Origin of the sequence: Bacillus sp. FDAARGOS_235 (assembly GCF_002073415.2) — a bacterium.
GTDB lineage: Bacteria > Bacillota > Bacilli > Bacillales > Bacillaceae_G > Bacillus_A > Bacillus_A toyonensis.
On sequence record NZ_CP020437.2, the window covers coordinates 1,161,363 to 1,178,494 of the forward strand.

Annotated in this window: 10 protein-coding genes and 3 pseudogenes; 1 reads left to right on the top strand and 12 read right to left on the bottom strand. The window is 34.4% G+C overall.

What is annotated here, in order from left to right; translation table 11 throughout:
- Positions 1-90: 90 nt before the first annotated feature.
- From sdaAA to A6J74_RS07605, 9 genes and pseudogenes are all read right to left on the bottom strand, one after another.
- Positions 91-981: an L-serine ammonia-lyase, iron-sulfur-dependent, subunit alpha gene (gene sdaAA / locus A6J74_RS07555; RefSeq protein WP_000282015.1), complete on the bottom strand. Its 891-nt coding sequence runs from the start codon at positions 979-981 to the stop codon at positions 91-93.
- 21 nt (positions 982-1,002) lie between these two features.
- Positions 1,003-1,701, bottom strand: a complete 699-nt coding sequence (sdaAB, locus tag A6J74_RS07560) for an L-serine ammonia-lyase, iron-sulfur-dependent subunit beta (RefSeq protein ID WP_001056997.1) — start codon at positions 1,699-1,701, stop codon at positions 1,003-1,005.
- 974 nt (positions 1,702-2,675) lie between these two features.
- Positions 2,676-2,878: pseudogene (locus tag A6J74_RS30655) on the bottom strand (hypothetical protein); the annotation flags it as partial.
- Between the two features lie 371 nt (positions 2,879-3,249).
- Positions 3,250-4,698, bottom strand: coding sequence for a transglutaminase domain-containing protein (locus tag A6J74_RS07575; protein ID WP_000812373.1), 1,449 nt, complete (start codon positions 4,696-4,698; stop codon positions 3,250-3,252).
- 863 nt (positions 4,699-5,561) lie between these two features.
- A pseudogene (locus A6J74_RS30195) lies at positions 5,562-5,748 on the bottom strand (hypothetical protein).
- A 759-nt stretch (positions 5,749-6,507) separates the two neighbouring features.
- Positions 6,508-6,990 carry a hypothetical protein gene (locus A6J74_RS07585; protein WP_000287105.1) on the bottom strand — a complete coding sequence of 161 codons (483 nt, stop codon included), beginning with the start codon at positions 6,988-6,990 and terminating at the stop codon, positions 6,508-6,510.
- A 343-nt stretch (positions 6,991-7,333) separates the two neighbouring features.
- Positions 7,334-8,797 (bottom strand): hypothetical protein, encoded by a 1,464-nt coding sequence (locus A6J74_RS07590; RefSeq protein ID WP_001134790.1) that lies wholly within the window; start codon positions 8,795-8,797, stop codon positions 7,334-7,336.
- 370 nt (positions 8,798-9,167) lie between these two features.
- The gene (locus tag A6J74_RS07600; protein ID WP_000532009.1) at positions 9,168-9,866 is read right to left on the bottom strand and encodes a YrrS family protein; all 699 of its coding nucleotides are present in this window, start codon (positions 9,864-9,866) and stop codon (positions 9,168-9,170) included.
- Between the two features lie 236 nt (positions 9,867-10,102).
- Positions 10,103-10,537 carry a hypothetical protein gene (locus A6J74_RS07605; RefSeq protein ID WP_002038451.1) on the bottom strand — a complete coding sequence of 145 codons (435 nt, stop codon included), beginning with the start codon at positions 10,535-10,537 and terminating at the stop codon, positions 10,103-10,105.
- Positions 10,538-11,214: 677 nt separating this feature from the next.
- Here A6J74_RS07605 and A6J74_RS07615 point away from each other — a divergent pair.
- Positions 11,215-12,597, top strand: coding sequence for an alpha/beta hydrolase family protein (locus A6J74_RS07615; protein ID WP_001035266.1), 1,383 nt, complete (start codon positions 11,215-11,217; stop codon positions 12,595-12,597).
- Between the two features lie 85 nt (positions 12,598-12,682).
- Here the strand turns inward: A6J74_RS07615 and A6J74_RS07620 are convergent.
- From A6J74_RS07620 to A6J74_RS07630, 3 genes and pseudogenes are all read right to left on the bottom strand, one after another.
- Positions 12,683-13,426 (bottom strand): annotated as a pseudogene (locus A6J74_RS07620) (SH3 domain-containing protein); the annotation flags it as partial.
- 614 nt (positions 13,427-14,040) lie between these two features.
- Entirely contained in the window at positions 14,041-15,681 is a 1,641-nt protein-coding gene (locus A6J74_RS07625; protein WP_000675768.1) for a multicopper oxidase family protein, read from the bottom strand.
- A gap of 118 nt (positions 15,682-15,799) precedes the next feature.
- Positions 15,800-17,083 (bottom strand): aminopeptidase P family protein, encoded by a 1,284-nt coding sequence (locus tag A6J74_RS07630; protein WP_000842956.1) that lies wholly within the window; start codon positions 17,081-17,083, stop codon positions 15,800-15,802.
- Positions 17,084-17,132: the final 49 nt, after the last annotated feature.

The following is a 17,132-nucleotide window of genomic DNA, read 5'->3' on the forward strand; positions in this document are numbered from 1 at the left end:
TTAGTGGTAATTCCCCCAATATACAGATATCCTTAGGCAAACAATAGAGAATAAATTTGTTACACTTTTCACAATATATCCGATAACTATTTATTGATTTGATTGTTTCTCTCCAAAGATTTTATTTTTAATGGAAATCCCTGTAGGTGTAGCGGCAATTCCGCCTAAACCTGTCTCTCTTAACTCGCGAGGCATCTGTCTTCCAACTCTATACATCGCTTCAATAACTTCGTCAGCATTGATGATATTGTTTACGCCGGCTAATGCGATATCCGCTGCTGCTAAAGCATTTGCCGTTCCAATGGCGTTTCTCTTTACACAAGGAATTTCTACCAAACCAGCGACCGGATCACACACTAAACCGAGTAAATTTTGTAATGCGGTTGAGAAAGCTTCAGAAGATTGTTGTGGTGTTCCTCCGGCAGCTTCTACCGCTGCTGCAGCCGCCATTGCTGAGGCACTGCCCACTTCAGCTTGACATCCTCCGTACGCTCCTGAAATACAAGCGTTGTTTGCGACTATCGTTCCAAATAACGCTGAAGTGAATAGAAAATGAATCATATCTTCATGACTTAACTGCAACGTATCTTTAATACTAAATAAGACTCCCGGGATTGTCCCACTCGCACCTGCTGTTGGAGTTGCACAAATAGCCCCTAATGCAGCATTTACTTCATTAACACCGATAGCACTTTGAATCCCTAACACCATCAAATCGCCAGAAAGTGTTTTCCTATTTTCTCGATAATTTTTAATCTTAACAGCATCACCTCCGGTTAAACCGGTTGGAGAAAATACCCCGTCGCCCTCGATACTTTTATTTATGGCATTTTCCATAGTCGCTAAATTTCGTTCCATTTTACTCCAAACTTCTTCATAAGAAGTTTTAGTTTGTTTGATTTCCTGTTCCATTGCTAATTCATAAATTGGCTTTTGGCTTTTATTAGCTGTATCCACAATTTCTTTTATGGTCATATACATTTTTTTCACTCCTTAATGGAACTAAAGAATAATAAGGTTAGCTATATTACTTAAATTTCCCAATTCCTTCTGCGCATTACCAGGCAATAGAGAATCCAAAGCGAATGCATATAAATATTTCTTGTTATCTTCTAAACTATGAAAGTTGTTAATTTCCACATCATATTGTTTAAAGATCCTTCGTAAGACAAATTCAAAGTCAGCTCTTTCAGAAATCGCAATAATAACTGGCAATGGCCCCTGCAGATCTAAGCTAAATCCGTCAATTTCAACATGTTTGACTTCAATCAATCCACCACCGACCGAAATACCCATCGTTCTAATACTTCGACTTTCATCCTCTAAATGTACATCTGCCGTATTTGGATGACCAGCAGGACTATCACCCGCTTTTTCAATAAAGGTAATGTCAATTCCTTTAGATTCTGCTATTTTAATAGCATCTGGCACTTTGCTGTCATCGGCAGCAAATCCCAATATCCCAGCAATAATTGCAAAATCAGTTCCGTGACCTTTATGGGTTTCAGCAAATGATTCATAATACTTTACCACAACTTTTTTTGGAAGACCTTGAAATAATTTATTGGCAACTGTTCCAATAGCCAAGGCACCTGCAGTATGTGAACTTGAAGGACCTATCATTATTGGCCCAATCACATCAAAACAACTTTTGTATTTAACAATCTTTTTTTCTTTAATAGATGCTACATTCATATTCATATAAACACCCCCATAATTTGTTATTTTTAATTGCAGTTAAATCTAAGTTATTAAAATGACTGATTCAAAACAAGACCTCATTGAATGCGTTTTCATTCTCGTGTCAAATACACTTCCTTTTAATCACATACCTTTCTTAGAGTAATCATGTCAGTATGTCCAATTTTAAAAGATTACTTGCAATGTCATTAGAATTTTTGCAAAAAACTAGGTTTGATACTTTCTCTAAAGGTAATAAATTCTCTCTCGACGCCCTCATTATAGCTTGTATATTTATGAGCTCAATATTTTTTTATTTTTAGAAAGATTGAATAAACAGAATCTTGAATGAGTAATAGATTACACTTAGCATGTAGCAATTGTGTCCTTTGTTTGAAGCTGTATTAGTTACTAGAAAAGCAAAAATAACACAGAGTTCCTTTCATTAACACATTGATTATATTGGAAAGTCATTATAATGATACTTATATTGTCCTTTGTTAAAACATCTAATTTTGGAAATGAAAGCTGTTGCAATAAATAATAAATGTAGATGACAATGAATCCATTAATGAAACATAAAATCATTTATTGATATTAATAATTAATTTTGTATTAATATACATTTTCAGAAAAAAGAAACTTCTTTTTATACTCTTAACTTGAAGTACTACTTTGACAATATTCACTAATTTACACCATCGATATCTACAGTTATGGAAACCCTAATTAGATTTAAAAAGAGAGAAGAACATTTGTGAGCTCTTCTCTCTTTTTTATTTACTTAAGATTACTATTCAAATTGCTTATTGCAATTACTTTAGCCTGACTTTTATATTATAAATCTAATTTCCATACTACTTCACAAGCTGATAAAAGGAAAAAAGTATCGATTCCGTCAAAATTAAATTATAAAAGAGCTTTGTTTTCCTGTAACAAATTATTTATCCTGCTATTCATTGGCAATACACTTCCACACTTAATAAATGTTCACTTTATATCCGTTTGCAATATTTGCACATACCACACCTCCGATAATAATAAGCAATTGTAGCGCCAAACAGAGCTAATCCCTAAATTGGCCATAATAGCTCTGGACCTTCCAATGCCCATCCCCTATGATCTAGCCCCCTTTATTAATAAACCCTCGGATGTACATCAAACCAGCTGAAGTAACCATTATGGAAACAAGTGAAGCACACAAAAAACAACTCCAAAATCCAGTTTTATTGTATATTTTGGAGTTACTTGACGTTTACCTTACAAACACAAGTAGAACAGTTCAAATCAATTGAACTGTTCTACTAAGGTTATTTCATTTTTTTAACCTAATTCCATTTTGACAAATTAAATTGCAGCTTCAACAGCCACTGCTATCACAAAAACTAAATCACTATATATTTTATGTTTAACTAGTTTTATTGATTATAAGAATATTCATTTTGGTTTTGCAACACCCTCAACGTGAATACATGTACTTTTTCATACGGATATTACTTACCTCTGTAGGTTCATAATCTCTGTATGCCTAAGTAAGTGTTTTAAAGCAGTTACATCAAAACATTAATTTTAATGTTTAATGATTTTTGATATTTCCTGATATTCCCATGTTTTTGAGCTACCCGACTGGATTTTTTTTGCTAATTCATTAGCATAGTTTGTTGTTGCCGGCGCAAATTTATTACGATCCCACTGATGATTTCTAGCGATTTGTTCATCAGACAGATTATAATATGAATAAGTTACTCGTCCTTGCACATCTGGAATTGGATCATCAAAAGTTGTATCAAGATGGTACCATTTCCCTTCAATTTTCACTTGATTCCAAGCATGTGGTTGTCCATTTCCAGTTCCGGTTACAATATGAGTTTCTATTCCAGCCTCTTTTAACAATTGATACGTTAATAATGCATACCCTTGACAAACAGCAGAGCGGTTTGCTAAAGCTTCATATGCTGTATAAGCTTGGAAAGAAGTATCATAAGAAACATGCTTTACGACATAATCATGGATTACTTTTACTTTTTCGTGTTCATCCATACCAGCTTTGATAATGGAATTAATAATTGATTTCGCTTGCGCCTTTACATAGTCCGTTTGTCCTTTGGATTCACGATATGTAATCTTTACTGTAAACGTGTAATTTCCTGGAATACCACGAACGGAATATTGCGTATGCGAAATATTATGATTCAAATATTCGTTAGATTCGACTGCCTTGTCATATTCTTTAACAAGTGTATTTAGAACCTCATTAATATTAGAGTTTTGGGATTTATATGTCATCGTTATATTTTCTTTTTGATTATTAATATGAGTTTTTATTTCATTTTGAAATGCGTCTAATAGTTTCCCGTCAGGTCGTGAATTATTATTTGCAGATGTAGTATTTGGATTCCAAACACCATTACTTTCAAGGTAGTACTGTTTACCATTATCTTGGATCCAGCCTGTTTGCATCGCCCCACTTCCATTGAAGTAGTACCATGCTCCATTTACCTGCTGCCAATTTGTTTGCATCGCTCCGCTTCCATTGAAGTAATACCATACTCCGTTTACCTGCTGCCAATTTGTTTGCATCGCTCCGCTTCCGTTGAAGTAATACCATACTCCGTTTACCTGCTGCCAACCTGTTTGCATCGCCCCGCTTCCGTTGAAGTAATACCATACTCCGTTTACCTGCTGCCAACCTGTTTGCATCGCTCCACTTCCGTTGAAGTAATACCATACTCCGTTTACCTGCTGCCAACCTGTTTGCATCGCTCCGCTTCCGTTGAAGTAATACCATGCTCCGTTTACCTGTTGCCAACCTGTTTGCATCGCTCCGCTTCCGTTAAAGTAATACCATGCTCCGTTTACCTGCTGCCAACCTGTTTGCTTCACACCGTTTACATTATAGTAATTCCATACTGATCCAGTTTGTTTCCAACCTGTATCAGCACTTGTATAAGTAGCTACTGTTGATCCCATCACTGTGAGACCGACTGCCATAGCTAAAACTTTTATATTCTGTTTCATAAATCTAATATTCCCCTTCTCTCGAGCTATTTATCTATCAAACATTAACAATGAGGGCGTTGCAAAACTAAAATAAATACTCAATATTATAAAGTGACACTTTCATTAGTAGATATTACTCTCCTCACTGATTGTTAGTTGATTCAATCGGGATTTTACGAGCAGTTAATGTGGGATAAATTAGACCAACTAGCCAAAAGATGACGATGCAACTCTTTGTCTTTCCGCTTATGAAACACATAATACATAGCCTCTTTGTTATAAGAGTTATCTTAGTCAATATTAGCGATTAAAGCAAGATTCGGCATTTATTTATCTATATAAACATATTAAACATATGGTACGTGAAATTTTTTAACGGCGCATTATGGGGAAATTCAGGTCAAATGTTATGTTAATTATACGGAATTCAGATTTATTAACCATTTTGTTGTCACTTCTGTATACTGAGTACCTGTTATAATAAGAGGTTCTTTACATTCGGGACGTTTGCTTTTTGCAATATTGACTTGATGATCTATGTCTTTCAAACAGCTTTTAATATTTAGGATTTTTTGAGAATCATATTGTTAGCGATAATAGAATGTATGTAATTACGAACATTTATGTGTTGAAACGAAAATGAACGAATATTCAAAAATTAACTTTCATATTTATAATAAATAAAGAGCACTTTTTAATGTTTTAAAAGTACTTTTAATTTGATGTTGATGTGACGTAACCTTAAGTATTTAGAAATTAAAAAAAGTCCCTTAATAATGTTAAAGGGACCTTACTCACACAAATAATCTGTAAATCAATTCATTTTTGATATACAGATCATTTGTATGATAATTTTTATAAATAATTGCTAAATAGTGAATTTACATAAATGCTTTTAGAAGTTCTTGAACTAATGGGATTGCTCCACCTATAAATTTTAAAACTGCCATTGCGATTTCCATATTATTCTCTCCTCTTTTTTCGTATTAAGATGTGGTTAATCTTTATACTCTCATTATAGTAAGCGCTTACAATTATAACAATACATTTCTGTATGCAATATTGCATATTTATACGTTTAGACAAAATTAGACCTCTATTAGTCATTCTTTAATGGTACCATAACGAGGTGAGAGTCTTTAAGGGTTCTCCTTAATAGGAGGAAATATGGAAAGAGTGCAAGAGATTGACAGTAATCTAAAATTTAAGGGTTGGGTTAAACAGGTATTAGCTGTAGGAGGCATGTTAGGGTTCTGCTACTTAGTCCTATATGTTTTCTGTTTCTTAGTTACTATGTAAATATTATACAACTAAACTAGTAGAGTCTTGCCTAGAGAGGTAAGGCTCTTTTGTTTTGTATGAGATGAGCAAACTACATACAATACCTCTCAGGTTTGTCAGATTACTCTGTATGGCGCCTTTTTTCTCTATGTTCTAGGAAACATTAACTCCTATCATTGAAAGGTAAATAAACTTCTATTTAAAAGTTTCCATTTCTATTGAAAACACAATTGTATTGATAAAAAATGTCTTTTTACTAGATACATATTAAAAAGACAGGCATAAGTTATATTACGCTTTGGTAAAACCTTTTTATCTTTGAAAAGGACTTACATCTTATTAATAGATTTGAATCCTTTTTGTATATTATATTTATATTAACATATAGATATAATATATTAAAAATAATTTAAATGCAAGAATACTAGTAAGGGTACCGCAAGTATTTTTCAAAATAACGTAAGCTATGCGGAAAAATAAAATAAGCTGCCCATATGGACAGCTCATTTACATAATTATCGTTATCGGAATTTAACCCTCTAATATTCATTCTAGAAAATATCCTAGCCAAAAACGGATGTTTAGTCGCTTTGTTTGAATTATGATTTTAGTAAGGAGTTTTGCTTTATCGCATACAGACAAAGCATTATCTTTATTTTCAATCGGATTTTCCCTGTCTTTTGATAAATCATATAGGTAGTTTAATGTCTTAATAAATCCTTTTAATGAAGATGCTATTATCCTTGGATTCCATTCACCTTCGCCATGTTCCGCAGTATATATTGGTAAATATCTTCTACTCATATCTACAAAGATAGGGTTTCCATATTCCTCCTCGTGCCCTATGACAAACCAAGACTGTCTCCAATCTCCTTTATTATCTATGCTATACCCCAATTGTTCCTTTTCTAATGCACTATTACTATAAATTATTAATCCACTATATCCAATAGATAGTTCTTTTTCTTTAAATGTGTCTAATAAATTATATAATTCGTTAATTTGTAATTTCATCAGTAGCGAGTACAAGGAAGAATCCTAACCTCGCAAGGGAACCTCCTGTTTTGTTCCGAAATGCTGACGGTATAACATATATATATAAAGACACCCTAAGGTACCTTCCTTCGACTTAAACCATCTTAATTTTAATAATATGTATTGAACTCACACCAAATATTATTGTATCAAGCTGGTGTATAGCGATTATTGGTAAACCGTTTTGAAAATTTGCGTTTTGTTGTTACTATCCCATGCCCATCAAGCTAATATTTTGAAGTATCCCCAAAACGAAAATTTTCTTCGTTTTGGGGAACTACCAATTTCTTAAGTTGATGGGCATGTATGGTGACCCCAATTAGAGAAATTTACTAGGTTATGGCTTTGACTCGGTTTTTCTAAAGAATACATCAGGATTATTCTGTCCGTTCAAAATATTTCGATTGTCACCCCAAGCATGGAGCAATGAATGGCCTGGACCTGTAATAACTTGATTGTATTCACCCATATAACAAGAAAATACTCTTGGATCAAAATTCACGAAAACCCCGCCGCTTGGTATATGATTATTAGGCACTTGAGAAAATGCAGTGCTAACCATACTTTCTTTACCTACTTTACCAACACCCTTATGAAAAGAGAAAGTTTTCATAAACACACCAAACGTTCCATTACCTATGCCGCCAACATTATTAGGATCATTAAAGCGGTTATATTGAACATGAGCTCCCTCTTTATTGACAGCTACTGATGGAAAGAATGAAAGGGGCAAATTATTGGAGATATTCACTTGAGTCCAGTTATTTCCTCCGTTTTGACTATAGGCTAAAAAGACATCGATAAAGATTGTACCTCCAATATTTCTACGTTGATTCCATACTACATAAATCGTACCATCTGGTCCTATACCTGCTTGAGGGATCTCAAACATCCTGATCACCCGTTGCTGCTCTGTTAATATAACAGGACGGAGTTCATTGGCTGGTCCGCATGGTACAACATCCGTAGCCGCTGCTGCAAATAGGCCAGCAGAGACTTGTACATTTATTGGGAAGGTATTTCCTCCATCGATTGACTTAGCCATACGAATGGAACGGTTCGCAGTATTTAGCTGAGCAAATGTGCCTGGCAAACGACTTTCATAAAAAACATATATATTCCCCGCTTTATCCACTACCGGAAAGGCTCCAAACACTGCATTAGCCCCAGCGACAATCGTTTGACTTGGAATAATAGGAGTTAATGTTACACCTGTTCCAAATTTTGAAAAACGAATTTTTGTACCTACATTAGGAGGGCCAAAGTCAGTCCATACAACATATAAAGCCTCATTTCCTGGATTATCAGCATCAGGACCTACTGTAATCCACGCTTTATCTTGATTTCCTGAATCACTAGCAGCTGGAGTCTGCCCTCGCCCAACAACTTGAGGAAGGTTCATAGTTATTGTTTTGTTTGGACTGATCGTTCCGGTTGAAACAGTGATTACACCTTCTTGCCTGCCTCCAATCAATTCATCCCCAATTTGTGAATAATAAAATACTCCATTTCTATCAACTGCTAAAGATGGATCACCAAAATTTTGACCTCCAGGATTGGCTGGTATTGACCCACCATCGGTCCAATTTTTACCTAAATCTTTTGAAAAGGAAAACCCTGAATAACTTGATGCCCCAGCTACCCCTGTGGCATTATTGGTATCATTAAATCCATACAAAATAAAATCTTTAAAACGCGCAAGGCTTGTCTCGCTTTGAGTTATATTTGGAAAACTAGCGATATCAACAGCAGGGTTATTCACTTGAACTTCTTTATCATTTGGTTTTGGTTTTGGCGGCATTTGATCACCCTTTCTATTATTTTTTTCAATATATAATATGAAAAAAACGAAAGAGTGCTTAGACTATTTAATAGATTTAAGTTTTTTTGGAAGAGTCATTTAATCAATTAATTAGTCTTTAAACAAACCGAAAAAACCTTGCTGCTTTTGTTTCTGTACATCTCTAATGTTTTCAAGCAGGAGTATTGGTCATATAAACATTGGTACCACTAAGTCGTTTACTACGAGGAGAATATTTCATTCCTTTCTTTTTTTCTCGTACAACGTAATTAATGCTGTCAACATACCAAAAAGAGTCCTGATTGATAAGGACTCTTTTTTGAATTTTTACAAAAGTAAACTTTTAAACACCTAATTAAAATTCTATTATCTATTTTACCACTTGGACAGATACTGGCTTCCAACCCTGATTCTCTACCCAATCAATATCAACCTTATATTTTTTATTACTTTGTTTATCTCGTATATTACCGTAAGCTTTATTATTACCATTATTCCCAATAAAATCGAAAATCAATTGGCTCTCTGGAACATCAACAGCATAAGAAATTGCTTCTTTCATCTCACTCCAATCTACTGTTCCTTCTTTAAATTTCATTTCAGGTTTTGTTCCTTGCTTTGTACCAATTGGCTTCCAAGAAGGATTAGTTTGAGAACCCTTTTCTTGAGATACCGATTTTTCTGCTTTTTGTTTCTCTTCTAACAGTGCTGCTTCTTTCTCTTCATTTTTCTTCTCTTCTAACAGTGCTGCTTCTCTCTCTTCACGTTTCTTCTCTTCTAACAGTGCCGCTTCTCTCTCCTCACGTTCCTTCTCTTCTAACTGCGCTGCTTCTTTCTCTTCACGTTTCTTCTCTTCTAACTGCGTTGCTTCTTTCTCTTTACGTTTCTTCTCTTCTATCTTTGTTGCTTTCTTTTCTTGAGCAATTGCTTTCTTTGATGTATCAGAAGGGGAAAACAACTGGTATGTCACTACACCAACTGTCACTAATACCAAAGTAAATGCAATATTAAAAATCACCTTTTTACGACGATTTTGTTGTTTTTCTTGAAACCTGCTTACTTGTCCCATTTTTTAAACCTCCGAGTTTATTTTCTCTTCTAATCTTTATGCATTCCTTATAATTCTTAATATTTTTATTAAACGATGGAAATGAATTACAATTCCCATACAAGATTTCATATCATAATAAAATTTGTGTTTTTTCAAGCATCTGACATATGTTATTCAAAAATATTTTAATACATTAAAAATTGATAAGCATCTGTTCGTAAGAAACCTTCAATTTTATTCAAAGGTGATTCCAATTACGTCCACATTAGATCTCCTGTAGAAATCTTTTTAACAATTAAGCCTCTTCTTCCCTTATTTATAATTTTCAAATTAAACTGCCCTCTATGGTACAATAAAGATGTGTTGTTTTCTACTGGGGTATGTCGTAAAATCAAAAGGGATTTTATCTCTTTTACCTTTCTCTCAGAGTAACTTTCACCACTAGGAAACTCTATTATTCCTAATGTAATCTTTAATTCGCTTTCATCAAAAATCCAATCCTTATTAAGTTCCCTTATCTTTTGTATAAAGCTTCTTTTGGTTTTTCCTATATAGATTAATGTTTCATTCTTAGCATATACTCTAGAGATTGCAAATATTCCCTTCTTAAAAGCTTCTTCTCTATTATAAAAATCATTTAAACTATACAATCCATACCATTTAATATGTACTGTTTCTATTAACCTCACCCCATTTTTAGATAATATTATAATTTCTGAATGTTCAAATTATTATGGATACATAGCCTTGATTACTTGAATTATAAATAGTGCTTTTCAATAATACATTTTATTATTACTAATTTCAATAATGAATATGTATATATCATCATGAATTTCCTATCATTTGTTTCGTCAAGTAAGGCTCATAATTCTCTTCGATAATTCTATCGTTCTGTGGTGGGAGAATTATCGAAGAGAAAATAGCGTGTCAGCCGGATGAGTTGATTTTTCGTTTTATAAATACCTTTTCTTAAAATGATATGCTGTGTGTTCGCGTATGACGTCATTTGCATAGAATGGCGCATTTTTTTGGGAAATTCGAAAATGTGAATCTCCATCATATAAGGTACCGCCACATCAACATCAACCTAAGATTGTAAAATATCCCCTACTTAAGGAATTTGTAAGTATCAAGTAAGAAAAACGAGAGCTTTGTTTCCTATAATCAAAATATAAAGTGAAGGAAGAAAGATTATTTCTGAAGTTTATATGCATGTGGAAAAAGTAGAAATCTACGGTTTTTTTAGAGTAATAATATCAGTGTGTCCAAGTTTTGGAGATTACTTGCAAATATTTTGAAGTTTTTGCACCAGGATCCTAATTACCATACCTGTTTTTTACCATCACATATTGGAGGTTAAAACATGAATAAAAAAAAGAAAATACAAAGATCTGCACTTACCTTTACCCTGCTCTTTTCTTTAGGCGTCTCATCTTTCCCGCTTACAACAACTATTCACGCAGATACACGCGAGGAACAATCTGCTGAAAAGAAACTAGTCTCTTTAACGGAGCGTACATCATTATTTTTTGAATATCTCCAGCAAGGTAAGTATGCAGAGGCACTCCAGTTGACATCTGCTGCTTTTCAATCCAAATTTACAGCAACCACATTACAAAACTGGTGGACACAAAGTGGCTGGAGCGGGTTAAAAAGCATGGGAACCCCCGTGATAAAAGAACGAAACTTGGTCCATCAGACGGTGGAAATGCCAGCAGCTACCGAAGGAACTACCATACCGCTACTCCTGAAATTTACACCTGGCGGGAAAGTAGATGAAATTGGAGAAAGACCACCCGAGGAACCTTATACCATCCCGCATCCTAGCTATGATCAACCTGACTCCTATCAAGAACGTGAAATCGTCATTGGAAATTCTACCTATCCGTTACCAGCGACATTAACGGTTCCGAAACATCATCCTGGTGAAAAGCTACCCGTAGTTGTTCTTGTTCACGGTGCTGGCATCCATGATCGCGATAGCACATATATGGGAACAAAAATCTTACGCGATCTTGCGGTGGGCCTTTCATCCAACGGAATTGCAGTGTTGCGCTATGAAAAACGCACCTTAGAACACGCATTAAAGATGAGTGCAGAACCTGTTACGTTAGACCGTGATACTACAGATGATGCCATATATGCAGCAAAATCAGCAGCGCAGCAAGAAGGAATTGATCCAAGTAATATTTTCATTCTTGGACATAGTCTAGGAGCCGGTACAATGCCACGTATACTGAGCAAAGCGCCTTCCTCACTTGTCCGAGGAAGTATCTTACTCGCACCACCTGCACGCCCTTTGACTGACATTGCCATTGATCAGTATCAATACCTTGGGAAACCAAAGGAAGAAATCGATGAACTAAAAAGACAGGTTGCTTTTATTCAGGATCCTACTTTCAATCCTGACCATCCTCCAGCTGGCTACAATTTTGGGTCACCTTATTTTATGTATGATGTTTCTAGGTGGCGTCCAGTTGAAGAGGCAAAATCACGAAAAGAGCCTTTACTCATTCTGCAAGGAGCACGCGATTATCAAGTAACAGTAAAAGATGAATATACAAAATGGCAAGAAGGACTTTCAAACCGCAGGAATGTTCATTTCAAAAAATACCCGAAATTGAATCATTTCTTCACGGAGGGTGACGGGGAATTAAGTCGTCCTAGTGAATACGAAATCCCTGCTAATGTTCCCGAGTACGTCATCCAGGACATTATTACATGGGTCAACGAGACAAAAAAATAAGAAAACATCAAAAGCCTTCATGCAATCATCATTGCGTGAAGGCTTTTTTGAAACTAGTGATTCAGACATACCTATTATTTTCGATACTAATATAGGCGTCTTGTCCTTTATAGTTAATTTTCAACCAATTTTGTACTTCACCAGTCACTCGAACTACTTGTCCTTTATACATAGAGCCTAAAATCGTATGGGAAGTACTTGGACCTGTACGAACGCGGAGGGAGGATACGTTAACTTTGTAATCCCCACTCGCTACTTGAAATTCCCCATTGTTATTGTCGCTTCCATTTGAGCCACTGTCTTTCACAAATTGACTGCTTACATAACCCACTTTTCCATTATGGTTAATTTTCAACCAGCCGTTATCTTCTCCAATAACTTGTAAAACTTTCCCTTCATACACGCGCCCCATTATTGCACTAGATGTATTTGGCTGTGTGCGAACACGTAATACATTAGCAGTTACAATTTTACTACGACTCTTACCTATATTCGTCTTTGCTAGTACGCCATTTTTCGAAATAAATTCACTACTCACGTAGCCAATTTTTCCGTTATGATTGACTTTCAACCAACTGTTTTCTTCTCCAATAACTTGTAAAACTTCCCCTTCATACACGCGTCCCATAATTGCACTAGACGTATTTGGCTGTGTGCGGACACGTAGAACATTCGTATTTACTGTTACTTGATTTTCATATTTTACTACATCAATAGTTTGCTCATGCTTCGTGTCTTTTTGTATAACAGTATTTTTCGCTTGAGCAGTACTAATAAATACACTTCCTGTAACAGAGGCTACTGCTACACTAGCTAAAATTTTTTTCATAAGTATAAAACACCTTCCTACAAACATATTCAAGTATCATTATGTTTTTATGTTAACTTCCATTTCTTTTCATTCTAACTATTCAGGAAAAGTATCCTTTTATTATCCACCATCTATACCTAGTAATAAAAGAAACTTAAATCCATTACACTTTGAAAATTCTCTCATTGCTTCAATCTAACACTACACAATGTAGTTTTAATTTCCAAAAAAAATAGCTACTAATAATCACCTATAATTAATACTACAAAAATAAAAAAATCATAATTTAGGCCTTCTTCATTTAACTTATACTTTTGCTTAAATATACCTGCTCTCCTTTCACACTACGAATTGTAGTATAAAATAAAAGAAAGGTCAAATATAAGTATTTAGCCTTTTGTAACTACAATACATTACATTTATCCATTTCTAATCTAATCATAAATAATTATGTTTTTTAATCTCTAAATAACCAAAAAACATTTTCACCTTGTAAACTCTTCCTACAGGATAGCTCTCTTATTGTCTAAACTTTTATAAAAATAATATTCCCAATTCACAACATGACATATAAAAGCAGCAATCTACTAAGATAACTGCTTTACATTATGATAAACTACATGAATTTCACATTATTCCGGCTTATTAGGAATATTAGGGTTTGGAACATAATCAGATGTGTAATCTGTATATTTTACTTCCGTTACCATCCCTGCTGAAGCATGGTGTAGATCGTGACAGTGGAACATCCACTCACCCGGATTGTCTGCTACAAAGGCTACTTCATATTCTTCTCCTAGTTTCAGATTTAATGTGTCTTTAACAATTGGAGAACCTTCAATCGGTTTTCCATCTTTACTTAATACTTGGAAGAAATGACCGTGCAAATGCATCGGGTGATCGTCTCTTTTAGAGCGATTTACTAATTTCACTTTTACTAAGTCACCCTTTTTCACTAGAATTGGATCAATATCTGGAAATACTTTTCCGTTAATTGTATAAACCATTTCATTTCCATTCATTTTCGTATTCAAGTCCATATTATATGTGGCAGTATACTGCTGCTCTAGTGTGAAATTACCTAATTTTTTCTCACCATATTTCGTCATATCTAATTTCGGTAGTTTTTCTTTTTCATTTGCTCTGTCTTTCATCTCTTTACTACCTTCATATTCAATAATGGTTTTCATTCCTTTTGCACTTTTATTTGCTGAATGGTCTTCAACATACCATTTCCCAGGATTGTTAGCAGTAAATTCAACATCATAACGTTCACCCGGTGCGATTGAAATTACCTTATCCTTTATAGCTTTTGGATCGTTTATTGGTTGACCATCTGTCGCAACTACTTTTATATCATGACCGTGAACGTGTATATCATGTGATAGATAACCTGCATCAACGAGTCGAAGACGAACTTTATCACCCTTTTTCACTTTTAACGGCTCTACTAAATCACCGCTTTTACCATTGATTGTGAATAAGTTATACATACCCATATCATGACCTTCCATCTTCATATTTCCATGGTCCATTCCTGCCATATTACCAGAGTCTTTTTTATCACTACCCATGTTCATACCTGAATGATCCATGCCTTTCATATCATCATTCTTTTTTGCATTTTCATTATCCTTAGATTTATTACCTTTTTGCGCTTTTGTCATTTCTTTTAACTGCTTATTAATTTCTTCTTTATCTGTTATCCATTCATCTAACATTAACGTGTAATCTTTATCATACTTTTCATTTGTATCCTCTACAATAAGAGCACCATATAAGCCTCTATCTAGTTGATTTACAGAATCTTGATGTGAATGATACCAATACGTTCCTGGTACGTTCGCTTCAAATTCATAGGTGAAACTTTTTCCTGATTCAACCGCATCTTGTGTCACGCCTGGAATTCCATCCATGTTATTTGGGACAGGATACCCATGCCAATGAATAGATACTGGTGCAGGTAATTCATTTTTTAATGTCACTTTAACCTTTTCACCTTTTTTCACCCTAATTTCCGGACCCGGGGATGAACCATTAAATGTCCAGACTGGAACAATAACACCGCTACTTAGCTTTTGTTTTTCTTCTTTCGCTACTAAAGTAACTTCTGGCCCTTTTACAACTTTCAATGGCTTTGTAGCCGTTTCAGTCTGTGTTGTTTTTTTATCATTCATATTTTTATGATCATTTGTTTTATTTGTGGTCGCAGAACATGCAGCAATTAAAGATATTACGGAGACTGTAACTGCTGTTAATACAAATCCCTTCATAGAAAATCCCTCCTTTTTCTTTTTCAAGATTATTATAGAAGATAATTTTCAAGAAAATATGGAGATATAAAATGAGCAAAATAAAAAGGCACCCAAAATTGAGCGCCTCTTCTAACTATTATTTTGTAACAACTTCATCTTCTTTTACATTTACATTATTGTTACTCATAAACCCTTCAATCTCTTCAACTGTTCTAATGATATCTTTTGACAAATTTTCATAGCCATCTTTTGTTACAAGGATATCATCTTCAATACGAATACCAATTGATTCTTCTTCAATATATAGACCTGGTTCAATCGTAATAACCATACCTTCTTCTAATACTCTTTCTTTGTATGTTCCAACATCGTGAGTATCTAAACCAAGAAAGTGACTGACACCATGATAATAATATTTAGATAGTTCCTCATCTTCTTGAATTAAACCAATAGCTTTACACTCTTCTGCTAGTACCTTTTTTGTATGCTCATTTAATGCAGCAAAATTTAAGCCTGGCTTAATAATCTCTGTTGTTTCTTTCAATGCTTTTAATACAATATTATAGATTTGTTTTTGGCGACTAGAGAATGTTCCATTTGCCGGGAAAGTATAACTAATATCAGCGTTATAATAGTCTTTTTGAGCGCCTAAATCTAGCAGTACTAAATCACCATTTTGAATTTGTGCATCATTATCTTCATAATGAAGAACTGTTGCATTTTTCCCACTTGCCAAAATTGTATTGAACGCATGATGCTTAATCCCAGATGACTTCAGTGTGAAATCAAACTGAGCTTCTAATTCATATTCCATCATGTCTGCTTTTGCATGCTTTAACACATTGTAAATACCGTCTTTCGTTACAGCAATTGCTTCTTTAATGATTTCAATTTCTTCCTCTGTTTTAAACACTCGTAATTCACAAATTTCCGGGTATACATTACCAATTGTTATGTGTGGGTACTGTTCTCTTACATGTTTAGCAAACGTTAACGTTTTCGTCTCAGTACCCTTCCACTCACGACGCTCTAAATCTAAATACACATGTTGCGCATTTTCTGCGAAAAGTGTATGTGCCATTGTCTTCTCAAAGCTTTCTATATATACAACTTTTTGTATGCCTGAAATTCGTTCTGCATCTTCTTTAGAAACTGTTTTACCGACCCATTTTTCCATTACTGGATCTGATTTTTCAATGAAAAGAGTTTCTTCCACACTATTTCCAAACTTTTTCAACATGAAAATAACATTGGGCTCATCGATTCCCGTTAAATAGTAAAAATTTCGATTCGGCACAAATTTATAATGGGCATCTGCTGACATATGAGGTGCTTGTCCAGCAAATAAAATCGTAATCGATTCATCATGTAATGTTTTCGCTAATCGTTCTCTATTTTGAGCAAAAAATGTTGATTTCATAATAATCCCCCTAGCGTTCTATGTATAATTTTGAAACTGATTATCCAAT

Excerpts from the sequence above, each read along its gene's own strand:
- sdaAA (WP_000282015.1), bottom strand. The coding sequence starts at position 981 with ATGTATATGACCATAAAAGAAATTGTGGATACAGCTAATAAAAGCCAA.
- sdaAB (WP_001056997.1), bottom strand. The coding sequence starts at position 1,701 with ATGAATATGAATGTAGCATCTATTAAAGAAAAAAAGATTGTTAAATAC.
- A6J74_RS07575 (WP_000812373.1), bottom strand. The coding sequence starts at position 4,698 with ATGAAACAGAATATAAAAGTTTTAGCTATGGCAGTCGGTCTCACAGTG.
- A6J74_RS07590 (WP_001134790.1), bottom strand. The coding sequence starts at position 8,797 with ATGCCGCCAAAACCAAAACCAAATGATAAAGAAGTTCAAGTGAATAAC.
- A6J74_RS07600 (WP_000532009.1), bottom strand. The coding sequence starts at position 9,866 with ATGGGACAAGTAAGCAGGTTTCAAGAAAAACAACAAAATCGTCGTAAA.
- A6J74_RS07615 (WP_001035266.1), top strand. The coding sequence starts at position 11,215 with ATGAATAAAAAAAAGAAAATACAAAGATCTGCACTTACCTTTACCCTG.
- A6J74_RS07625 (WP_000675768.1), bottom strand. The coding sequence starts at position 15,681 with ATGAAGGGATTTGTATTAACAGCAGTTACAGTCTCCGTAATATCTTTA.
- A6J74_RS07630 (WP_000842956.1), bottom strand. The coding sequence starts at position 17,083 with ATGAAATCAACATTTTTTGCTCAAAATAGAGAACGATTAGCGAAAACA.